The following is a 21,749-nucleotide window of genomic DNA, read 5'->3' as shown; positions in this document are numbered from 1 at the left end:
AGTCCAAAAGTGACAGTTGGCAGTTTCCATAAGTCCAGTTTGAATTGACTTGGCGCCTTTGCGACCACGTAACACCGCTGGTCGACGGGTCGGAACACTTAACCAACCGGTGCGTTTACAAGCTAAAAAACACGTTCCATTATCCGATTAAGGCACGTTGGAATACCTGGCGGCGTGGCCGACAGGTACAATCGAAATGATCAACGCTGATGATTAAATTGGACTTCACCAATTCGCAGAAAAGTCAGGACTTGCTGCGCATAGATTTTCCGTCGTGAAACAAATGCACCTTTTCGGGACGGGCTGAGACACCAACAGCTTGTCCCCGCATATTGCGCTGGATACCTTGCAACTTGGCAATCACAGATTCAGCCCCGGTGCGGTTTTCAAAGTACAGCAGTGTGACTTCGCCTAGTGCCTCGGTGAAGTCCACCACCCCTTGAAAGGCCGCGTCCGCGTCAGCTGGAACAAAATCTTCTGGCCGGATGCCGACATTCACTTGTTTGCCCATGTCCTCCGCCTGGGTCGCGATAGCGCTCGTGATCGTTCCACCGGCCTCTAGCGTGACAACTGTCGTTTCGCCCGTTTGTGTGATGATACCGGGCAGCAGGTTCATCGAGGGCGAGCCGATGAATTGCGCGACAAATTCGTTATCCGGCGTCTCGTACAATTCCAGTGGAGTCCCAACTTGCGCGATCCCCTTATTGGCAAGCACCACGATGCGACTGGCCAAAGTCATCGCCTCGACCTGATCATGGGTCACGTAGATCATGGTGCTGTCAGGCATCGCCTCTTTCAGGCGCGCGATTTCGATCCGCGTGGCGACTCGCAGGGCGGCGTCGAGATTCGAGAGCGGTTCGTCGAACAGATAGACCTTGGGATCGCGGACAATGGCCCGCCCAATGGCAACCCGCTGACGTTGTCCGCCCGAAAGTGCCTTGGGGAGCCGATCCAGAAATGGTTCAAGCTGAAGGATACGCGCGGCACGTTCGACAGCGGCATCCACATCCGCCGCAGGCATCTTTGCGATCTTGAGAGCAAAGGCCATATTCTCGCGCACGGTCATGTGGGGATAAAGCGCATAGCTTTGGAACACCATCGCAATGCCGCGCTGCGCCGGGGGCACATCGTTCATCACCTGCCCTTCGATCTCAAGCGTTCCGCCCGAGATCTTCTCCAACCCTGCAATCATACGTAGCAAGGTGGATTTACCGCAGCCCGAAGGACCGACGAACACGATCAGCTCGCCCCGGTCAATGTCCAGATTGATGTTCTTCAGAACATCTACATGACCATATGTCTTGGCCACGTCCGTGAGTTTGAGTTCAGACATAACCTACCCCTTGTCCCGCGCCAGCAGACAGAATTGCGCAGCGTCGAGGGACAATGCCCCTTCCCCGTCGACGCTGCCCAACTCCTCCCCGATTATGTGCCAGTTCCCCTCGGGCAGAGTGAATTGGGTCGGATCCGAACCCAGATTGAAGGCACAAAAAACCTGCTCGGTCGGGGCGTCCCGCAGGAAGGTCAGAACAGGGCCGGTCTGGGCCATCTGCATCTGCTCCCCGGACATCAGTGCCGGATGCGCATGTCGCAGCGCAATCGCGCGGCGATAGTGATGCAGCATCGAATTGGGGTCTTGCTCCAACCTGTCTACCGCGCGTTCGGCTTGCGGCGGGCTGACGGGCAGCCAGGGACGACCGGCACTAAAACCCGATTGCTCGTCCTGCGCGGCCCAGACCATCGGCGTGCGGCACCCGTCGCGTCCTTTGAATTCTGGCCAGAATTCGATGCCATAGGGATCTTGCAGGTCTTCGAATGCCACATCGGCCTCGGGCAGGCCCAGCTCCTCACCCTGATACAGGCAAGCAGAGCCCCGCAGGCACATCATCAGGACCGCATGCTGTCGAACGGCCTCGTCGCTTAATCCCCAACGTGTCGCGTGTCGCTGAACGTCGTGGTTCGAGAAGGCCCAGCAAGGCCACGCATCACCGGCCTTGTCCTCTAACTGATCGAAAACCTGTTTGGCATAAGTCGCCGTTAGCGCGCGTTTTTCCAGAAACTCGAAAGCATAGCACATGTGCATCCGCTTATCGCCGGTGGTGTATTCGCCCATGATCTCAAGCCCGCGCTGCGCGTCGCCGACCTCACCCAGACAGGCGCGGCCTTCGTATTCGTCGGTCAACGCACGCAACCGTTCGAGGAAGGCGATATTCTCAGGCTGGCTCTTGGAGAAAAGGTGATCTTGATGGTTATACGGGTTCACCATGGGCGCGATTGAGGCGTTGCGCTGCTCCATCGGCAGGCCGGGGTTGTCGCGCAGCTGCTTGTCATGGAAGTAGAAGTTGATCGTATCCAACCGGAATCCGTCGACACCCAAATCCAACCAGAATCGGGCCACATCCAGCAAGGCGTCCTGAACCGCCGGGCAATGAAAATTCAAGTCGGGCTGCGAAGTCAGGAAGTTGTGCAGATAATACTGCAACCGGCGCGAATCCCACTGCCAGGCCGAGCCTCCGAAGATCGACAACCAGTTGTTTGGCGGCGTTCCGTCCGGTTTCGGGTCCGCCCAGACATACCAATCGGACTTTTCGTTTTCGCGGTTGGACCTGCTCTCGCTAAACCACGGGTGCTGATCCGAGGTATGCGACAGCACAAGGTCGATCATCACTTTCAGCCCAAGCCCATGCGCCTGATCCAGAAGCTCTTTGAAATCCGCCATCGTTCCGAACATCGGGTCGACATCGCGGTAGTCGCTGACATCATATCCGAAGTCCTTCATCGGAGACTTGAAGAACGGCGATATCCAGATCGCATCGACCCCAAGCGAGGCGATATAGCCCAGACGCTGAGTAATCCCTTTCAGGTCGCCAATTCCGTCGCCGTTGCTGTCCTGAAAGCTGCGGGGATAGATCTGATAGATCACACCGCCACGCCACCAATCGGACGCTGCTTGGGTTGCCTTCGTTGTGTCCACAGTGTTCTGCACGTTCATCAGAAGCCTCTATTTGACGGATCCGGCCAGCAGGCCCCGGACCAGATATTTTTGCATTGCGAAGAAAACGATCAGCGGCACGGCGATCGACACGAACGCCGCCGTGGCCAGAATTTCCCAGTTGCCGCCCCGCGTGCCCAGCAACTCGACAATCTGGTTGGTCATGACGGTGGTCTGACCCGACGCGTCGATCAAAAAGACCTTGGCGACCAGCAGATCATTCCAAGTCCACAGGAACTGGAAGATCGCGAAAGAGGCCAGCGCCGGGAAACTCAGCGGCAGGATCAGTTTGGTGAAGATCTGAAACTCGGTCGCTCCGTCGACCCGCGCGTTTTCGATCAGGTCTCGGGGAAGGCCAGCCATGTAGTTGCGCAGCAGGTAGATCGCCAGCGGCATCCCGAACCCGGTATGGGCCATCCAAACCCCAAGATAGCCTTTCCCGATCCCGATATTGAGGTGGAATTTCAAAAGTGGGATCAGCGCCAGTTGCAACGGTACCACCAACAATCCAACTACGGCAGCAATCAGCAGGGCGCGGCCGGGGAAATCCATCCACGCCAATGCGTAGGCCGCAAAGGCGGCCACCAAGATCGGAATGATTGTCGCAGGGATGGTCACAGTCAGAGTATTGAAGAACGCCCGCCCCATGCTGTCAGAGGAATCTTCGGCCAACAAAACCTTGTGGTAATTGGCCAACGTGAACTCGGGCGGCAATTCTGCGGTCACGAATACACGGGCACCTCGGCTGCCGGTAAATTCTTCCGAATTCTCCATCCTGTAGTTGCCCTGCGCGTCCACAGTGATCGTACCACCCCGGCGCAGCTCAGCGGTATCACCCGTAACAAACGCATCCACGGCCCGAGAGCTGACACCCCATTGAGAGATCGTAGCCGTTGTGCCCGCGTCAAACAGGTTGCCTTCGATCACGTAAACCCCGTTTTCCAGAACCTGTGTGTCCGGCGCTGCAGACCGCAAAGTCAGATTCTGTTCGGACGGGAAGAGAGATTTCCACCAGCCGCTTGTGGCAATCTGATCGGCCGTGCGAAAGGACGAGATCAACAGCCCCAGTGTTGGCACCACCCAAAGCACGACCAGAAATGTGACCGAGGCATGGACGACCCAGCGCAGCGCCGGTTTGGTTCCTGCAATATCGCTCATGGCCTCACTCCATCTCTTTGCGCGCGTTGCGCACGTTCCAGATCAGGATCGGAGTGACCAGCAGCATGATCACCATGGCCGAGGCCGACCCCACACCCCAGTCATTGGCGCGGAACAGCTTGTCATACATGTAGTTGGCCAGAACCTGTGTCTCCCACTGGCCGTTGGTCATGGCAAAGACGATGTCAAAGACCTTGAGCACGGTGATCGTGATCGTGGTCCATACGACTAGAATTGTGGTCTTGATCTGCGGCACCTTGATGCGGAAGAAAATCTGGAACGGGTTGGCGCCGTCCAGAATGGCGGCCTCGATGGTTTCCTCGGGGATGCCACGCAAGGCCGCGGACAGGATCACCATGGCAAAGCCGGTCTGAATCCAAATCAGCACGACCATCAGGAAGAAACTGTTCCAGAACGGGATGGTCAGCCAAGTTTGCGGCTCGGTCCCGCCAAAGAAGATATAAAGCGCGTTCAGCATCCCGATCTGATCCTGTTCGGCCGGGCGAGTGTCATAGACCAGCTTCCAGATCACCGATGCACCCACAAAAGAAATCGCCATCGGCATGAAGATCAGCGACTTGGCGATATTGCCCCAACGAATGCGGTCGGTCAGTTGCGCAACCAAAAGACCCAAAGCGGTGGACATCGCCGGCACGATGATTAACCAGAACATGTTGTTGCGCATGGCTTCCCAGAATTTGGGCTCATTCGCCATCTGGATGTAGTTTTCCAGGCCCACCCATTCATAGCCCCCACCGGGTACCCGATCCGTAAGGGACAAGCGCAGCGTTTCGACCACCGGATAGGCCAGATACAGACCCAACGCCGCCAACGCCGGGAACAGAAACAACCACGGACGGATCATGTTGGCGCGGTTGATATTGCGCCCTGCATTCGGGCCGCGCGCCGGGAACAGCACTTTGTCCAGAAATTGGTTGGAGAGGTAGAAATAGCCCACACACCCTGACACGCCGATGGCGATGGTCAGCAGGCCCTGTAATGCCGGATGCATGCCGCGTCTCCCTTGCGACGGTGGCAGGCAACCCGGACTGGCGGGTTGCCCGATCAGGAACGCTTAGTCCAGCGCGTCCCAGGAGGATTGGATTTCGTTGGCAACCTCTTCCGCCGAGGCCCCGCCAGCATAGTCGACCATGCCGGTCCAGAACGTCCCTGCGCCAACACCGCCGGGCATTAGGTCAGACCCGTCAAACCGGAAGGTGGTCGCACCTAGAAGGATGTCGTTCATCTTCTTCAACGTCGGGTCCGAGAAAAGCGAGGTATCAACGCCCTTATGCGGTGTCAGGAACCCGGTCAATTGCATCCAGGTCTCGTGCGCTTCGGGGGTCTGCAGATACTCGATCAAAGCATGAGCGCCGGGGCTGTCATTGGTGATCGCCCAAAGCGTGCCCGCACCCAGAACCGGGCTGCCCAAGTCCTTGCTTTCATAGGCCGGGAAGTAGAAGAAATCCGCATCTTCACCCACGACCGTACCTTCCGGGAAAAATGCCGGAATGAACGAGGCCTGACGGTGCAGATAGCATTGCGGCGGAGAGCTGAACATGCCTTTGGGACTGTCGCGGAAATCGGTCGTGGCCACAGCCCCTGCCCCACCAGCGACATAGTCGTCGTTGCGGGCGAAGGCTCCGAATTCTTCGATGGCCGCGATGACCTTTGGGTCATTGAATTTCATTTCATTTGCGACCCAGGCGTCATAATCTGCGGGCGATTGCGTGCGCAGCATCATGTCCTCGACCCAGTCGGTCGCGGGCCAGCCGGTCGCTCCGCCAGACCCCAGACCGATACACCAAGGCGTCTCGCCATCCGCGACGATCTGGTCCGTCAGAGCTTTGAGTTCCTCCATCGTGGTCGGCACTTCGTACCCGGCGTCCTCGAAGTTCTCGGGAACATACCAGACCAGTGATTTCACATCGACCTTGTAGAAAAACCCGTAAAGGTTATCAGCCCCGTCCGGGCCTGCATATGTCCCCAGATCGACCCAGGATTGACCCGCAGCGTAATTGTCGCGAATCCAATCGGATGTGCCATCTGCCAAAGGCGTCAGAAAGCCGGATTTGGCCATATCCGCTGCCAGACCGGGCTGCGGGAACACCGCAACGTTAGGGGCAGATCCTGCTTCCGCGTCGATGCGGATCTGCTGTTCGAAACTATCCGAGCCGACATAGGCGTACTCATGCCCGGTCGCGGCAGCAAAGCCGTCCAGCACCTTTTCGACATTTTCCTGATCCGGCCCCAACCAGGGGCCAAACACCGTGACCTTGTCGGCATGCGCCGCGCCCGCCATCAGGGCGAACGTTGCCGCGCCTGCGTAAAGCGAGTGTTTCATGAATTCTCCTCCCAACTCTGTCGCGCCCGTGAGACTCAGTTTTCAAAGCGCTTTGAATGACGGGTTTTATCCGCTAACATTCAAGTTCTGTCAATATTAGGTTTGAAATTCGTCAAAAAATTAATAAAACACACGGAATGTAGAAACAGGTTGACCCAATGGGAAAACCCACCCACAAAAGTTTTGCCACTAATTTGAAGGCGCTTTGAAGCTAAATGAACCTAAAGCAGCTCTCAGAAATCCTTGGTCTTTCGCAGACAACGGTCAGTCGCGCGCTGAACGGATACCCTGAGGTGAACGAGGCCACGCGAGAGCGGGTTCAGGCTGCGGCGACCAAACACGGCTATCGCCCGAACAGCCGCGCCAAAGGGCTGGCCACGGGGCGTTCTATGGTGATCGGGCACGTGATCCCCAGTTCCTCGCAACATGAAATGGTCAACCCGATCTTCGGGGATTTTGTCGCCGGAGCCGCTCGGACCTATGGCGCGCATGGCTATGACATGATGTTCACCAATGCCGACGATACCTCGATCGAACGCACCTATCGGGACCTCTTCCAACGCGGCGCTGTCGACGGGGTCGTTCTGCAAGGCCCCAAGGTCAACGAACACCGGATCGAGGTTTTGACCCGCATGGCAGTTCCGTTCATCGTCCATGGCCGCTCGACCGGGATCGAGGTGCCTTATGACTGGGTCGATGTGAACAACAAAAGCTCATTCCTGAGGGCGACCCGGTTTTTGATTGATCTCGGGCACAAACGTATCGCGCTGATCAATGGGTTAGAGGATATGGATTTCGCCCAACGTCGGCGCGAAGGATATCTGCAGGCTCTGCAAGAAGCCAATCTGACACCCGAACCCGCTCTGATGCGCAGCGCCGAAATGACCGAGGTTTACGGCCATCACGAAGCCCGCGACATGCTGCAGCTGGACAACCCCCCTACGGCCATATTGGTCTCGTCAATGATATCTGCCATCGGGGTGCGACGCGCTTTGAATGAGGCTGGGCTGAAATTGGGGCGCGATGTATCGGTTATCGCCCATGATGACGACCTGTCCTATCTCAAGAATGGACAAGACGTGCCGATCTTTACAGCAACGCGATCCTCGGTCCGGCAGGCTGGGGAAATCGCCGCCGAAATGTTGATCGACCGGATCAAATCACCGGAGGACCCGGTTAAAACTAGATTGCTGGAGGCCGAACTGGTAGTTGGCGGCTCGACCGGCCCCGCTCCTGACAGGTTCTGAACATGAAATATACCCGCGCTGATTTCCCCAAAGATTTCCTCTTTGGTGTCGCAACCTCTGCCTATCAGATCGAAGGCCACGCGCAGGGTGGCGCAGGTCAGACCCATTGGGACACCTTTGCCCGCACGCCCGGCAATGTGGTGCGGTGCGAAAACGGAGATCTCGCTTGCGATCACCTCAACCGTTTCGATCAGGACTTTGATCTGGTGCGCGAAGCCGGTTTTGATTGCTATCGCTTTTCAACCAGCTGGGCCCGGGTTCTGCCCGAAGGACGTGGGGCGGTGAACCAAGCCGGGTTGGACTATTACGACCGACTAGCCGATGCTCTGCTGGAACGCGGCATTCGCCCCTGTGCGACGCTCTATCATTGGGAACTGCCCTCGCCGCTAGCGGATCTGGGCGGCTGGCGAAATCGGGATATCGCTGGGTGGTTCGCCGACTTCACTGAGGTCATTATGGGCCGCATCGGCGACAGGATGTTCAGTGTTGCCCCCATCAACGAACCCTGGTGCGTCAGCTGGTTGAGCCATTTCGACGGCCACCACGCCCCCGGCCTGCGCGATATCCGCGCGACGGCTCGCGCGATGCATCATGTTCTGCTGGCGCATGGCCGCGCGATCGAGGCGATGCGTGGTCTGGGCATGTCCAACTTGGGAGCGGTGTTCAATCTGGAATGGGCCGAACCCGCCGATGACAGCGCCGAGGCGCGCAAAGCCGCTGACTTGTATGACGGTATCTACAACCGCTTCTTTCTGGGCGGCGTATTCAACAAAGCCTATCCGCAAAATGTTCTGGACGGGTTGGAACCCTATCTACCCGCTGGCTGGCAGGATGATTTCGACACGATCGGCGCGCCCGTGGACTGGTGCGGGCTGAACTACTACACCCGCAAACTGATCGCGCCCGCCGACTCCGCCTGGCCCAGCCTGCAAGAGGTCCCTGGCCCCCTGCCCAAAACGCAAATGGGGTGGGAAATTGAGCCTTCCGCCCTGACACGTTTCCTGACCCGGGCCGCTCGTGAATATACCGGCGATCTGCCGATCTATGTGACCGAAAATGGCATGGCCAGCTCTGAGCGCCGGCAAGATGAGGACCGGATCGACTACCTCAACCAGCATTGGGCCGCTGTGAAAGACGCGTTGGATCAGGATGTGCCCGTCAAAGGCTATTTTATCTGGTCGCTGCTGGACAACTACGAATGGGCCCTTGGCTACGAGAAGCGCTTTGGTCTGGTTGATGTGGATTTCGACACGATGGGGCGGACGCCCAAAGCGTCCTTTGAGGCGGTGAAAACTGCCCTCGCCGGTGCACAAGTCTCTGTCCCCTTAGCACAACCCGCCGGAGCCATGCATGAACACTGGAATCTGGTGGCCGATATCGGCGGGACCAACACCCGATTGGGGGTTATCTCAAACGGGAGACTCACCGATCTGCGCAAATACCCAACGGGACAGCTGCCGCAACTGCTCGAAGCGTTTCACAGCCTGCGCGACGAAGTTGGCACCGACCCCCGCGCGGTTGTCGCCGCCGGGGCGGGCCCTGTGCGGGATGGTACGATCCGACTGACCAACGCGCAGCTTGATTTGTCCGAGGACGACATCGGACGCGCGACCGGCGCGCAACATACTTTTGTGATCAATGACTTCACCGCAGCCGCGTGGTCTGTGGCTGAAATCAGGGCCGGTGACGTCGAGGTTTTGCAAGGTGCGGAAACCCCGCCGGTCGGCACTCGCTTGGTCGTTGGGCCGGGCACCGGGCTTGGGGTTGGGTCGCTGCTCTATTCCGAGGGGCACTACCATACGGCATCTGGCGAAGGCGGCCATGTAGGCCTGTCACCGCGCCACGCTGACGAGGTTGAAGTATTTCGCGCCGCCCGCGAGGTCGCGACCGAGTGTTTCTTTGACGACTCGCTGACCCTTGAGGCCGAGATGTTCCTGAGCGGCACCGGCCTGCCCATCCTCTACCAAGCCATCCAACTCGCAGCCGGTCAAACCAACGCGGAAACCCGTCCCGCAAAGGATATCCTGCAAGACGCGCTGGCCCAAACCGACCCTCATGCGGTACGCGCGGCCCATATGTTCACCACTCATCTGGGGGCTGTCATGGGCGATATGGCTGTGACCATGATGCCAGCGGGCGGTGTTTTTCTGGTGGGCGGCGTGGCCGAAAAGAACCGTTGGCTGTTCAAGGACACCTTCCGCGACGCTTTCAACGCCGGGGGTCGGTTCAGTGAGCTACGCCGGTCGATGAACCTCTATGTCTCGGAACAGGATGAATTTGGCATTGTTGGCGCTAACAATTTCTGCAAAAGTGCCCTCGCGCGTCGGATGGCCTGACGCGGCCAAACTGGAAAGGTCCCGGCATGATCCTGTGCTGCGGTGAAGCGCTGATCGACATGATCCCCACCCCAACCACCGACGGGGCACAGGGCTTTGTCCCCCATTCAGGCGGAGCGATCTTCAACACCGCCATAGCGCTTGGTCGTCTGGGCGCGTCGGTTGGGATGCTGACTGGCTTGTCCAGCGACATGTTCGGGGCACAACTGTCCGACGCGCTGACCGACAGCCACGTGGATCAGACTCATGTCATCCGCTCGGACCGTCCATCGACACTGGCCTTTGTGCAGTTGAAGGACGGACAGGCCAGCTACAGCTTTCTAGATGAAAACTCGGCCGGGCGGATGCTACGGCCCGAGGATATGCCCGCGCAGTTGCCCGGCACCACAGCGCTCTATTTCGGTGGTATCAGCCTGGCCTGCGAACCTTGTGCGGATGCGTATGCGGCCTTGTTGGACCAACATGCCGACGCGTGCGCTGTGATGCTCGACCCCAATATCCGCCCCGGCTTTATCGCGGATGAGACCCGGTACCGCACCCGCCTGAACCGCATGATCGAACAGGCCGACATCGTAAAAGTATCTGACGAAGACTTGAATTGGATCGTCCCCGGACCTGAATCCCTGACCGAGAAAGTCCCTGCCCTGCTGGAAGCCGGACCGTCTGTTGTCATTATTACCAAGGGCAGCGAGGGCGCCTCGGCCTATCTACACGACGGGTCCGAGACCTCGGTGTCGGTCAAACAGGTGCAGGTGGTCGACACAGTCGGAGCGGGCGACACGTTCAATGCGGGCGTTCTGGCCCAGCTTGACGCGGACGGCTTGTTGACCAAATCCGGTCTACGCTCGGTGGACGTCAGTGCCATACGATCCGCTCTAAGCACAGGGGCCGAGGTTGCCGCCGTCACCGTATCCCGCGCCGGGGCGAATCCGCCCTGGGCACACGAACTCTGACCACGAAGGCCAAACCGATGAAACGTTCCGAAATCAACGAGATCAAATCCGCAGCCGAGGCGTTCATTCATTCCTTTGGTGCGGTTCTGCCTCCTTTCGCAACATGGTCGCCGGAACAGATGCGCAGCGCTCGGGCCGATGGCATTCGCGCGCGGGGATTGGGCTGGGATATCACCGATTACGGTCAGGGCCGATTTGATGAGCTTGGATTGTTCTTGTTTACACTGCGCAACGGCGATGTCACTGACCTTAGCAAAGGGCGCGGTATGCTTTATGCGGAAAAACTGCTGGTCTCGCGGGACAAACAACTCTCACCCATGCACCGCCATATCGTGAAGGCCGAAGACATCATCAACCGGGGCGGCGGTGATCTGGTGATGGAGATCTATGCCTCGGACACGGATGGCGGCATCGACCGCGACAACCCGGTCATTGTGCCAAGCGACAACTGCCCGGTCACGATCCAACCCGGTGAACTGTTGCGTCTGAAGCCCGGTGAAAGCGTGACATTGATGCCGGGTATCTGGCATGCCTTTTGGGCGGAGAAAGGCGATTGCCTGATAGGCGAAGTCTCAACCGTCAACGATGACCGAACCGACAATGTGTTCGAGGACCCAATTCCGCGCTTTGCCACGATCGAGGAAGATGCCGCGCCCGATTTCCTGCTGGTGGCCGATTACTGAAAATCTCAATGCGTGCCGCGGGGCACGAAGTGAGGTTTAATCAGAATTGTTTCGCTGGCTTTCAAAGGGTTCTTCAGCCGTTTCTCCAAAAGTTGAATGACGTGCTCGACAGCTTCGTCGATCGGGTTGCAAACCGTTGACAGATCGAATGTTGGCCAGCCAGCCATCTCAATATCATCGAACCCCACAACTGACAGGGTTTCTGGAACTGATACTCCCAAGTCTCGGGCCGCTGTCAAAGCCCCAATCGCGGTTGCATCATTGGCACAAATCAATGCATCCAGCGAATGCGTGGTCAGCAGGCGGGTGGCCGCCCTGTGGCCGGCGTCGACAGTGAAGTCGCCGTCGGTTTCGGCAACCAGCGAAAGCCCAGCCTCAGCCAAACTGTCCAGTAGCCCAGCCCGGCGACCGCTAGAAGAGGAGAAAGCCTCGGGGCCACCGATATAGCCGAATTTCTTTCTTCCCTTTTCGATCAGAACCCGAGTGGCAATCCGGGTGCCCTCGGCGTTTCGACAACAAACATTGTCAACACCCTGGGCCTCGACGACGCGCCCAGCGGAAATCATTGGAACCCCGATCTTGCTGCAATGCGTGACGACTTCGGCCTGCATACTTCCACCACGCAGGATCAACGCGTCCAACGGGTAGCGCAAGACTTGCTGAATTGCCTTTTCCGCAGACTGATCGCCGCCGTCGATCAGGATCGGCCATTTGTTCAGCGGGTTCAATTGCCCAACCAAAGCCATTACGAACTCGGTGTCATAAGCACTGCGCATATTTCCGACAAAAACAGCGACAAGATGCGAGCGACCATCTTTCAGCCCTGCCGCCAGCGCATTGGGCTGATACCCCATCTGCGCCGCGACCTCATGTATCTTTTTCCGCTTATCTGCATCCAGATAGGCGCCAGGTGTGAACGCGCGTGACACAGACGACCGCGATACACCTGCCGCTTCGGCCACAATCTGGGCAGTCACCCGCCGGGGTCGCGGGGTATTATATTCATTGTCACTGCTCACGCACTAGCTGTCCTATGTTTCTGAATAATTTGTCAATAATGCTAAAAATCTTTCACCGAACTGTCACATGCAAAGCGTATGTGACCACGTGTGCACAAGATGTGCATCACGAATGGGATTCGCCCTATTTGTGCAGATTTTTGACGCTGCCTGGGGCTTCGGCCCCGCAACCTGGTGCGCTGACCAAAACCTTGGTCCGCGGCCAAACCGGAGAGAGACATGACCAAGCTGACCTTCAGCGCTACCGCCGCCGCACTCGCCTTTACTGCGACCGCAACTTTTGCCGAAACCGAGATCACATGGTGGCACGCAATGGGCGGCCAACTGGGTGAAACCGTCAACAAGATTGCCGAAGATTTCAACGCCTCGCAGGACGATTACAAGATCACTCCGGTCTACAAGGGCAGCTATGAGGAAACACTGACCGCAGGTATCGCCGCCTTCCGTGCGGGCGAGCAGCCCAACGTCATGCAGGTCTTCGACGCCGGTGCCGCCACCGTGATCGGAGCCAAGGGAGCAACTATCCCCGTTCAGGATCTGCTGGCCGATAATGGCGTGAATTTCGACATCAACGACTACATCGCCGGTGTGCGGTATTTCTATGCCGACAGCGACGGCAAGATGATCGGCATGCCCTTCAACTCGTCTACGCCAATCCTGTACTTCAACGTAGACGCGCTGGAAGCTGCAGGTGTCACTCCGCCGAAGACCTGGGAAGAGTTCCAGACAACCACTGCTCCTGCGCTGAAAGACGCGGGCTACATCGCGCTCAGCCAGTCGCACCTGCCCTGGATCTTCACCGAAAACTTCATGTCGCGCCACAACCTGCCTTTTGCCACCAACAACAATGGCTATGACGGCATCGACACGCAGATCCTGGTGAACAATGACGCCATCAAGGCCCACTTCACCGCCGTGACCGATTGGAAAGACGAAGGTCTGTTCGAATGGTATGGTACCGGCTGGGGCGACAACGCCAAGCCGTTCGAAGAAGGCAAAGTCGCCATGTGGCTGGGTTCGTCGGGCTCTTTTGGTGGCCTCCTGCAAAAAGACCTGCCGTTCGAATTCAGTGCAACCGAGCTGCCCTATTGGGAAGCCGTGACCGCCGAGCCTACCCAAACCTTCATCGGTGGCGCCGCTTTGTTCGCAATGTCCGGCAAATCGGACGACGAGAACAAGGCCACGGCTGAGTTCTTCCGCTTCCTGACCGCGCCTGAAACCCAGTACTTCTGGCACCAGGAAACCGGATACGTACCGATCACCGAAGCCGCATATGAGGTTGCCAAGAAAGACGGCCATTATGACCGCTTCCCGGCCGCCGAAGTTGGTGTGAACCAGTTGCAGGCGAAGGCGGGCGACAACACCAAGGGCTACCGCATGGGCTTTTACGTCCAGATCCGCGACATCATGAACCGCGAATATGGACGTATCCTGACTGGTGAAACCGACATCGAGACCGCCTTCAAGACAATCGAAAAAGAAGCCAACGAACTGCTGGCACGCTTTGGTAAGACCCAGGGTTAATCCCCGTTATCACCCCCTGGATGGTCGTGCCTCCGGGTGCGACCATCGCTCATTATTCGCACGGAACCATTCATGAAACGCGCGGGCTTTGACACGATCTGGCTTCCTGTGGCGCTGCTGATGCCGCAACTGCTGATCATTGCCATCTTCTTCTACTGGCCTGCGGGCTGGGCTTTGCAATCCTCGTTCTACTTGCAGGACCCGTTTGGGTTCGGCTCGACCTTTGTAGGGGGGGAAAACTATACCTCGCTGCTGGGCAATGATCAGTACAAGCGCGTGGCAGTGTTCACGATCCTTTATTCGGTGCTTGTGACGTTCTTTTCGCTCGCCATCGCGCTGCTGTTAGCGATCAAGGCGGACAAGGTAATCCGAGGGGCAAAGACCTATCGCACGCTGCTGATGTGGGTCTATGCCATCGCACCACCTGTGGCCGGGTTTCTGGGCATCCTATTCTTTGATCAAAGCACTGGGCCGCTGACCAAGTTTTTTCAGATGTTCGGCTGGGATTTCAAACTGGGCGTGGACTATAACGCCACGGCCACCGCTATGGTCATCGTGGCCGTGTGGAAGCAGATCCCGGTTAATTTCATCTTTTTCCTCTCGGGCCTTCAATCCATTCCGCGATCCGTGCGCGAGGCGGCGATGATCGACAACCGCTCGGCCACCGGACGGTTCTGGCAGGTGACTTTCCCGTTGCTGGCCCCCACCGCGTTCTTCCTGCTAATCATCAACATCACCTACGCGCTGTTCGACACCTTTGGCGTGATCGACGCGCTGATGAAGGGTGAGCCGGGCAACAACCCGATGACGCTGGTCTACAAGGTCTATCTGGACGGGTTCCGGGGCAATGACCTTGGCGGCTCATCCGCGCAATCGGTGATCCTGATGGTGCTGGTGCTGATCCTGACCGTGTTTCAGTTCCGCCTGATGGAACGCCGGATTCACTATACGTAAGGGCTTTGGACATGGCTGAGACAACACTCGAAACTCCCGTTGAAACCCATCGTCCCCGCCGCATCAAATGGGGCGCGATCGGCGATCACACCGTCCTGATCCTAGGCGCTTTGCTGATGATGATACCACCGCTGCTGGCGCTGACCACGGCCAGCCATGACGCTGTGACAATCCACCGCGAGGGGTTGCAGCTGACGCTGGGCGACAATCTGGGCAAGAACTTCCATGCCGCCATGTTCGAAAAGGGTGGGTTCACCCAGACGGTGGATGGCACGCTGATGCTGATGAATTCCTTCATCCTTGGCATCGGCTTTGCGGTGGGCAAGATTATCATCTCGATGATGGCGGCCTATGCCATCGTCTATTTTCGCCTGCGCTTTGCCACGCTGGCCTTCTGGGTGATCTTCACCACCCTGTTGCTGCCGCTGGAGGTGCGCATCCTGCCCTCATACGAGGCGATCCAGAAACTGGGCCTGACAAACACCTATACCGGTCTGATCGTACCGCTGATCGCATCCGCAACCGGCACGTTCTTTTTCCGTCAGTTCTTCATGTCCGTCCCTGAGGAGCTGGCCGAGGCCGCCCGGATCGACGGCGCAGGCCCATGGAAGTTCTTTGTCGATATCCTTGTACCGCTTAGCCGGACGATGATCGCTGCGATCTTCATCATCATGTTTGTCTTTGGCTGGAACCAATATCTGTGGCCGACACTGATCACGACGGATGAGAGCTTTTTCACCCTGGTCCGGGGCATCAAACAGATCGTGCTGTCCTACACAGATAGTCAGATCCCAGAACACGGGCAGGCATTGGCGCTGGCCATTGTCGCGATGATCCCACCCGTGGCGATCGTCGTCTTTTTCCAAAACTGGTTCGTTAAGGGCCTTACAGAATCCGACAAATAAGGAATACGCGCATGGCTCAGGTTTCATTAGAGGGCATCCGCAAGGTCTATCCCAACGGCTTTCAGGCGGTTCAGACCACCAGCTTCACCATTCAGGACGGCGAGTTTGTCGTGCTGGTCGGCCCCTCGGGCTGTGGCAAATCCACCCTGCTGCGGATGATCGCGGGGTTGGAGGAGATCACCGAAGGTACACTGAAGATCGGCGACCGGGTGGTCAATGACGTGGATCCGGCGGACCGGGACATCGCGATGGTGTTCCAGAACTATGCGCTCTACCCGCATATGACCGTCCGAAAAAATATCGGCTATGGCCTCAAGAATCGCGGCAACCCGGCCTCCGAGATCGCGGCCAAGGTCGAAGACGCCGCCAAGATGCTGAACCTGACCGAATATCTGGACCGCAAACCAGCGCAGCTATCGGGTGGTCAACGTCAGCGCGTCGCCATGGGCCGCGCCGTAGTGCGTGATCCGGCGCTGTTCTTGTTTGATGAACCGTTGTCGAACCTCGACGCCAAGCTGCGCAACCAGATGCGGATCGAGATTAAGGCCCTGCAACGCCGCCTTGGCACCACAGCCGTCTACGTGACCCATGATCAGGTCGAGGCGATGACGATGGCCGACCGGATCATCGTCTTGAACGCTGGCCGGATCGAACAGATCGGCACGCCGTCGGAAATCTACCACAACCCAGCCTCGACCTTTGTGGCCTCATTCATGGGGGCACCGCCGATGAACCTGATCCGAGCTCAGGTCGAGCAAGGAGAAGTGCGCATCAATGGCTATGACGGTCTGATGCCAGCACCTGCTTCGCAAAACGGGCCGGTGACTTTGGGCATTCGCCCCGAGGATGTGGTACTGGACGATCACGGCAACATCCCGTTCCGTGTGGACATTCTGGAAGAGCTTGGCGCCCATCGCCTGTTGCATGGCGTGGTGGGGGAACAACCTTTTTCGGTGATGATCGGCAAGGATGATGCAGCCTCCACCGGGACCGCGACATTGAATTTGAAGCCCGAGGCCCTGCGGCTGTTTGATCCTGAAACGGGGCGCAAACTGTGACGGGGCAAACGTTTGAGACATTGCCCGCCGTGACGCTGGAACAGCGTAACGCGATCTTGGCTGCGCCGCGCACGGCTGAAGCGCATCGCGATTTGCTGTCCAGCCTGCCTGCCATGAATGCCGTGCAAGTTGGAGGCCGTGCTACGTCCACTCATTTGCAAAGCGATTTCACAGTGGCTGCCTGGAATGTGGAACGGTGTCTTTTTCCCGAAGAAACCGCCGCACATCTTGGCAAGGTCTGCCCCGATATCGTCTTGTTGTCCGAGGTCGATCACGGCATGGCCCGCACTGCACAGCGGCATACCACTGAAGTGATGGCCGACGCGCTTGGCATGACCTACGCTTACGGTGTCGAGTTTCACGAACTTGATCTCGGCGGCGCGACCGAGCGGGGCTTTTGCACGGATGACTTCAACAGTCTTGGCTGGCATGGGAACGCAATCCTGTCCTCGGTGCCGTTTGAACGCACGTCACTGATCCGACTGGACGATCACGGCCATTGGTTTGCCTCGGACACTGGCGCGACGGACCCGGATCAACCGCGGGTCGGCGGTCGCAATGCCATCGCCGCCATTGTCCCGGCTACGCAAGGTTCACTTTGCATTGTGTCCACTCATCTGGAAAGCAACGCAGATGCAGCGCACCGCCATCAACAGTTCCAACGGTTGTTAGATGAAATCGACGCGTTTGCGCCCGGACTGCCCGTTCTGATCGGTGGGGACCTGAACACCGGCAACCATCTGCCCCCCGATTTTAACTGGCGACGCGAAACCTTGTTTGGGTTGGCCGAACGCGAAGGCTACTCATGGTCTTTCACCGCAGAAGGTCCTACAACCCGACCCAGCCTGATCACTCCGCATCCTGAGCGGGTCATGAAACTGGATTGGCTGGCCGGACGGGGTCTGAAGTGTCTAGACAAAGGCATTCTGACTTCAATCTCGGACGAAGGTACGCCGCTTTCGGATCATGATTGCGTCTGGTGTCGCACAGGCTAAGCACTGGCCCGCTCAACTATCTGGATAAGTCCCTTTTACCGAAATAGAAAAACCGTCTAACATGCGGTTCATCGCGGTAGTAGGGACGCAACCATGGTAACAAAAGCAGAATTGGAAGCAGAGGTCGCCGAACTGCGCCGCCAGTTGGCCGAACACGCCAACCCCGAGCCACCCAAGGCCCCGGAACCAGCCGATGCATTCGTCGACAACCTCGGCCATTGGACTGCCCAAATTGATGAAGTTCTGACAGAATTCGAGGATTTGCCGCATAAAAAGCCCATCCTATTCGCCCTTGGCGTCTTTGCGCTTGGGTACATGATCGGTCGATCCCGGTAGGAGCCTGACATGAGCCGCATTTCCCGAAATATCTCGATCATTTTGCGCGCTGAACGGCTGATTGCACAGCGTCAAGTCGCAGTTGCCGCAAAGCGCACAGGCATCTATGCCGCAGCAGGTCTTGCCGTGGGTCTTGCCGCCGTGATGCTGAACGTGGCCGGGTTTTTCTGGCTGTCAGAGACTCTGTCGACGACCTCGGCCGCGCTGATTGTTGCCGGGATTGATCTGGTGGTGGCCGTTCTGCTTGCGGTAGTTGCGAATTCCATGACGGCACAGACAGACACGTCGGATGCCGTCGAACTGCGCGACATGGCTTTGCAAGATATTGAAACCGAAATCCGAGAAAACTTCGCGGATGCGCGCAACGCCGTAACCGGCATTAGGCGCGATCCGCTTGGCACGCTGACACCTGAAATTGTCAGTGCACTTCTTGGGGTCCTGCTGAAATACGCCAAGACCCGTAAAAAGCCGCAGGACTAGGTCACTCCACTAGGTTCGCAGCCGCGCGGGCGATCACCATTTCCTCATTCGTCGGAATCGACAGAATCCGCACGCGGCTGAAATCGGTTGAAAGAACCGTGCCACCATCGGCATTCCGGGCGTGATCCATCTCGATCCCGATCCAGCGCATGCCGTCACACACCATCTGCCGGATTGCGGCCGAGTTCTCGCCAACACCACCCGTAAAGACCAGCGCGTCGATCCCTTCCAGTGCGGCTGACAATGCGCCCAATTCGCGGCGTATGCGGAAGACGTAATAGTCAATGGCCTTACGCGCCTCGGACGTGTCAGCGGACAGAAGGGTGCGCATGTCCGACGATATCCCCGACAGACCCAGCAGACCGGATTTGCGATACAGAATCTCGGCAATCTCATCCGCCGACAGGCCTTCCTGCTGCATCATGTAAAGCACAACACCAGGGTCAAGCTGCCCGCTACGCGTTCCCATTGGCAACCCGTCCAGCGCCGAGAACCCCATAGTCGAGGCCACCGCCCGACCACCCGAAACCGCACACATCGAGGCCCCGTTACCCAGATGCGCAATAACCACGCGCCCGTCGTACAAGCCCGGCGCGATCTCTTTCAGCTTTTGCGTTATGTAGTCGTAGCTGAGCCCGTGAAACCCGTACCGTCGTACGCCTTTGTTATAGTAGCTCTGCGGCAGGGCGAAGGTGTCGTTGACCCAAGGGTGTGTCCGATGGAACGCCGTGTCAAAGCAGGCGATCTGCGCTGTATCCGGGAAGGCCGCGCTGGCTGCGCGTATCCCTGCAAGACTATAGGGCTGATGCAGCGGCGCGAAAGGTATGAACCCAGACAACGTCTCGACAACCGAGGCGTTAATGCGCACCGGCTCGGAATAAACAGTGCCCCCGTGGACGACGCGGTGCCCGATGGCACGTACATGGATGTCCGGCAGGTATTCCCGCGCCATTTCCAGAAAGGCGTGGATCGCCTCGTCATGGCTTTTGGTGTTGGTCAAAGGACGGTCGATCGAGCGTCCTCCAGCGGATTGGGCCAGCAAACGTGGTGCGTCGCCCAAACGTTCGATCTGGCCACGCCAGCGCATACTGGGGCGATTGCCCTCAACCAGCTCATAAAGCGCGAATTTCAGGGAAGAAGACCCGGCGTTCAGCGCCACAACATGATCAGCCATGGATTTTACCCTTGTTTGCATGCGCATGAAGCGCGGCTACAGCACAGGATGCCAATCGCGAGGCATCATCATCGGATCGTGACGTCAAAATGATGGGAACGGCCGCACCGATCACGACCCCTGCCGCCTCGGCATGAGAGATGAAGGTCAACTGTTTTGCCACCATATTCCCGGCCTCAATATTAGGCGCGACCAGAATATCGGCAGCACCGGCAACCTCTGACGTGATCCCTTTGGTACGGGCGGCGTTCAGATCAACCGCATTGTCCATCGCCAGCGGCCCATCGACCAACCCGCCGGTGATCTGACCGCGCTCGGCCATTTTCGACAGCAAGGCCGCATCGACCGATGACGGCATATGCGGGTTGATCGTCTCAACCGCCGACAACACGCCGACCTTGGGCTGTTCAATTCCCAAAGAATGTGCCAGGTGAATCGCGTTTTGCACGATATCCGCCTTGGTTTCCAAATCAGGCGCAATATTCACCGCCGCATCCGTCACCATGATCGGGCGCGACATGCCCGGAACATCCATTACGAACACATGTGACAGTCGCCGCCCTGTGCGCAGCCCTTTTTCACGACGCAAAACCGCGTGCAGCAACTCATCGGTATGCAGATACCCCTTCATCAGGGTCTGCGCGCGTCCGTCGACTACAAGATCCACGGCACGGTGCGCGGCGATGCCGTGGCTGCGGGCCTCGACAATTTCGATGCCAGACAAGTCGGCCCCCAGCTCAGCGGCAGCAGCGGCGATTTTATCGGGGTCCCCGACGAGGATCGGCGAAATAATATGATTGGCATGCCCCAGCAACGCGCCGCTCAGAGAGTTGGGCTCTTCTGGCGCAACAACGGCGGTTGGCATCGGCTCTAGTGGGCGCGCTTTTTCCAACAGCGCGTCGAAATGGCGGTGCCGCTGCACGATCAGGCCAGGGACCTCGACCGAGTCGAACTCCATATGCGTCGAAGGCGGTGTGACCTGAACGGTGCCGCTGAGAACCAGTGCATTGTCAACGACCCGTCGCACTTCGACTGAGCAGAGCAGATCACCATCGTCGCGCTTTTCCTCAACAGCGACAAAGGCAGTCAGTTCTTCACCCGCAAGCACCGGGAGGTGGAAGGCCAAATCCGCGCGGCGAGTCTGCGTTCCGGCGCCGGGCATGTAGTTTCCCAGCACGGCTGCGACCAGACCGGCGGGCCACAGCGCGGGTGCGACGGCTTCGGCAAGGCCGTCGCCATCCCCGTCATAGGCTGCCAGATGCAGCGGATTGTGATCGCCCGAGGCCGAGGCAAAAGCATAAAGGTCGTCAACCGTGCACAAGCGGGTCAGTTGTGCCGCGTCGCCAACCTTGAGCTGCTCGAAGGTTTTGTTTTCCTGGATTTTCATAGCGTGCCAACTTTGGTTTTTCGGACGTCTTACCGACTTGGGTCGCGGGTTTAATTGATACAGGTCAGTTCGGGGTCACAATAGTACGTCCAGCACCCTTGAGCCCGCAAAACGGAGCCTCGGCTTTCAAATTTTGCTGCGTCGCAGCATAACTGATTGCCCACTGAGCAGCAATATCCTTTGCGCTGTCTTCACTGGAACGTT

The 21,749-nt window shown here is 58.0% G+C and carries 19 protein-coding genes and 1 pseudogene; 12 read left to right on the top strand and 8 right to left on the bottom strand.

Going from position 1 to position 21,749, the window contains the following annotated elements; all coding sequences use genetic code 11:
* Window positions 1–244 precede the first annotated feature (244 nt).
* From GOV80_RS14950 to GOV80_RS14930, 5 genes are all read right to left on the bottom strand, one after another.
* Window positions 245–1,333 carry an ABC transporter ATP-binding protein gene (locus tag GOV80_RS14950; protein ID WP_170785915.1) on the bottom strand — a complete coding sequence of 363 codons (1,089 nt, stop codon included), beginning with the start codon at window positions 1,331–1,333 and terminating at the stop codon, window positions 245–247.
* Window positions 1,334–1,336: 3 nt separating this feature from the next.
* On the bottom strand, window positions 1,337–2,992 hold the full coding sequence (locus GOV80_RS14945) for an alpha-amylase family glycosyl hydrolase (RefSeq protein ID WP_170785913.1): 1,656 nt from the start codon (window positions 2,990–2,992) through the stop codon (window positions 1,337–1,339).
* Between the two features lie 9 nt (window positions 2,993–3,001).
* Window positions 3,002–4,150: a carbohydrate ABC transporter permease gene (locus GOV80_RS14940; RefSeq protein WP_170785911.1), complete on the bottom strand. Its 1,149-nt coding sequence runs from the start codon at window positions 4,148–4,150 to the stop codon at window positions 3,002–3,004.
* 4 nt (window positions 4,151–4,154) lie between these two features.
* Window positions 4,155–5,162, bottom strand: a complete 1,008-nt coding sequence (locus GOV80_RS14935; protein WP_170785909.1) for a carbohydrate ABC transporter permease — start codon at window positions 5,160–5,162, stop codon at window positions 4,155–4,157.
* Between the two features lie 63 nt (window positions 5,163–5,225).
* Window positions 5,226–6,494, bottom strand: coding sequence for an ABC transporter substrate-binding protein (locus GOV80_RS14930; RefSeq protein ID WP_170355129.1), 1,269 nt, complete (start codon window positions 6,492–6,494; stop codon window positions 5,226–5,228).
* A gap of 215 nt (window positions 6,495–6,709) precedes the next feature.
* Here GOV80_RS14930 and GOV80_RS14925 point away from each other — a divergent pair, with 215 nt between their 5' ends.
* The 5 genes and pseudogenes from GOV80_RS14925 to GOV80_RS14910 all read left to right on the top strand — a co-directional run bounded on the left by GOV80_RS14925 (window position 6,710) and on the right by GOV80_RS14910 (window position 11,713).
* On the top strand, window positions 6,710–7,741 hold the full coding sequence (locus tag GOV80_RS14925; protein WP_170785907.1) for a LacI family DNA-binding transcriptional regulator: 1,032 nt from the start codon (window positions 6,710–6,712) through the stop codon (window positions 7,739–7,741).
* A 2-nt stretch (window positions 7,742–7,743) separates the two neighbouring features.
* Window positions 7,744–9,045 (top strand): annotated as a pseudogene (locus tag GOV80_RS22400) (GH1 family beta-glucosidase); the annotation flags it as partial.
* 42 nt (window positions 9,046–9,087) lie between these two features.
* Entirely contained in the window at window positions 9,088–10,077 is a 990-nt protein-coding gene (locus tag GOV80_RS22395; RefSeq protein ID WP_237215877.1) for a glucokinase, read from the top strand.
* Between the two features lie 26 nt (window positions 10,078–10,103).
* Window positions 10,104–11,030 carry a carbohydrate kinase family protein gene (locus GOV80_RS14915; protein ID WP_170785903.1) on the top strand — a complete coding sequence of 309 codons (927 nt, stop codon included), beginning with the start codon at window positions 10,104–10,106 and terminating at the stop codon, window positions 11,028–11,030.
* A 17-nt stretch (window positions 11,031–11,047) separates the two neighbouring features.
* Entirely contained in the window at window positions 11,048–11,713 is a 666-nt protein-coding gene (locus tag GOV80_RS14910) for a D-lyxose/D-mannose family sugar isomerase (protein WP_170785901.1), read from the top strand.
* A gap of 5 nt (window positions 11,714–11,718) precedes the next feature.
* Here the strand turns inward: GOV80_RS14910 and GOV80_RS14905 are convergent, their stop codons facing one another.
* On the bottom strand, window positions 11,719–12,732 hold the full coding sequence (locus tag GOV80_RS14905; RefSeq protein WP_170785899.1) for a substrate-binding domain-containing protein: 1,014 nt from the start codon (window positions 12,730–12,732) through the stop codon (window positions 11,719–11,721).
* 219 nt (window positions 12,733–12,951) lie between these two features.
* Here GOV80_RS14905 and GOV80_RS14900 point away from each other — a divergent pair, with 219 nt between their 5' ends.
* The 7 genes from GOV80_RS14900 to GOV80_RS14870 all read left to right on the top strand — a co-directional run bounded on the left by GOV80_RS14900 (window position 12,952) and on the right by GOV80_RS14870 (window position 18,984).
* Window positions 12,952–14,256, top strand: a complete 1,305-nt coding sequence (locus GOV80_RS14900; RefSeq protein WP_170785897.1) for an extracellular solute-binding protein — start codon at window positions 12,952–12,954, stop codon at window positions 14,254–14,256.
* Window positions 14,257–14,328: 72 nt separating this feature from the next.
* A complete protein-coding gene (locus GOV80_RS14895; protein ID WP_170785895.1) occupies window positions 14,329–15,210 on the top strand; it encodes an ABC transporter permease subunit in 882 nt (293 codons plus the stop codon).
* 11 nt (window positions 15,211–15,221) lie between these two features.
* Window positions 15,222–16,115 (top strand): ABC transporter permease subunit, encoded by an 894-nt coding sequence (locus GOV80_RS14890; RefSeq protein ID WP_170785893.1) that lies wholly within the window; start codon window positions 15,222–15,224, stop codon window positions 16,113–16,115.
* A gap of 11 nt (window positions 16,116–16,126) precedes the next feature.
* Window positions 16,127–17,173 (top strand): ABC transporter ATP-binding protein, encoded by a 1,047-nt coding sequence (locus GOV80_RS14885; RefSeq protein ID WP_170773458.1) that lies wholly within the window; start codon window positions 16,127–16,129, stop codon window positions 17,171–17,173.
* Window positions 17,170–18,168 carry an endonuclease/exonuclease/phosphatase family protein gene (locus GOV80_RS14880; protein ID WP_170785891.1) on the top strand — a complete coding sequence of 333 codons (999 nt, stop codon included), beginning with the start codon at window positions 17,170–17,172 and terminating at the stop codon, window positions 18,166–18,168. The genes GOV80_RS14885 and GOV80_RS14880 overlap by 4 nt, the downstream gene beginning before the upstream one ends.
* Before the next feature lie 93 nt (window positions 18,169–18,261).
* Complete coding sequence (locus GOV80_RS14875; RefSeq protein WP_170773454.1) at window positions 18,262–18,504, top strand: hypothetical protein; 243 nt, start codon at window positions 18,262–18,264, stop codon at window positions 18,502–18,504.
* Between the two features lie 9 nt (window positions 18,505–18,513).
* On the top strand, window positions 18,514–18,984 hold the full coding sequence (locus GOV80_RS14870) for a phage holin family protein (protein ID WP_170785889.1): 471 nt from the start codon (window positions 18,514–18,516) through the stop codon (window positions 18,982–18,984).
* Between the two features lies 1 nt (window position 18,985).
* Here GOV80_RS14870 and GOV80_RS14865 read toward each other — a convergent pair whose 3' ends face one another.
* Together GOV80_RS14865 and GOV80_RS14860 are read right to left on the bottom strand one after the other, a co-directional pair.
* On the bottom strand, window positions 18,986–20,158 hold the full coding sequence (locus GOV80_RS14865) for an acetate/propionate family kinase (RefSeq protein ID WP_170785887.1): 1,173 nt from the start codon (window positions 20,156–20,158) through the stop codon (window positions 18,986–18,988).
* On the bottom strand, window positions 20,151–21,545 hold the full coding sequence (locus GOV80_RS14860) for a bifunctional enoyl-CoA hydratase/phosphate acetyltransferase (protein WP_170785885.1): 1,395 nt from the start codon (window positions 21,543–21,545) through the stop codon (window positions 20,151–20,153). The genes GOV80_RS14865 and GOV80_RS14860 overlap by 8 nt, the downstream gene beginning before the upstream one ends.
* Window positions 21,546–21,749: the final 204 nt, after the last annotated feature.

The sequence above is a fragment of the Ruegeria lacuscaerulensis genome (assembly GCF_013034685.1).
Taxonomy (GTDB): domain Bacteria; phylum Pseudomonadota; class Alphaproteobacteria; order Rhodobacterales; family Rhodobacteraceae; genus Ruegeria; species Ruegeria lacuscaerulensis_B.
This window is presented reverse-complemented; position numbering and strand designations above follow the sequence as displayed.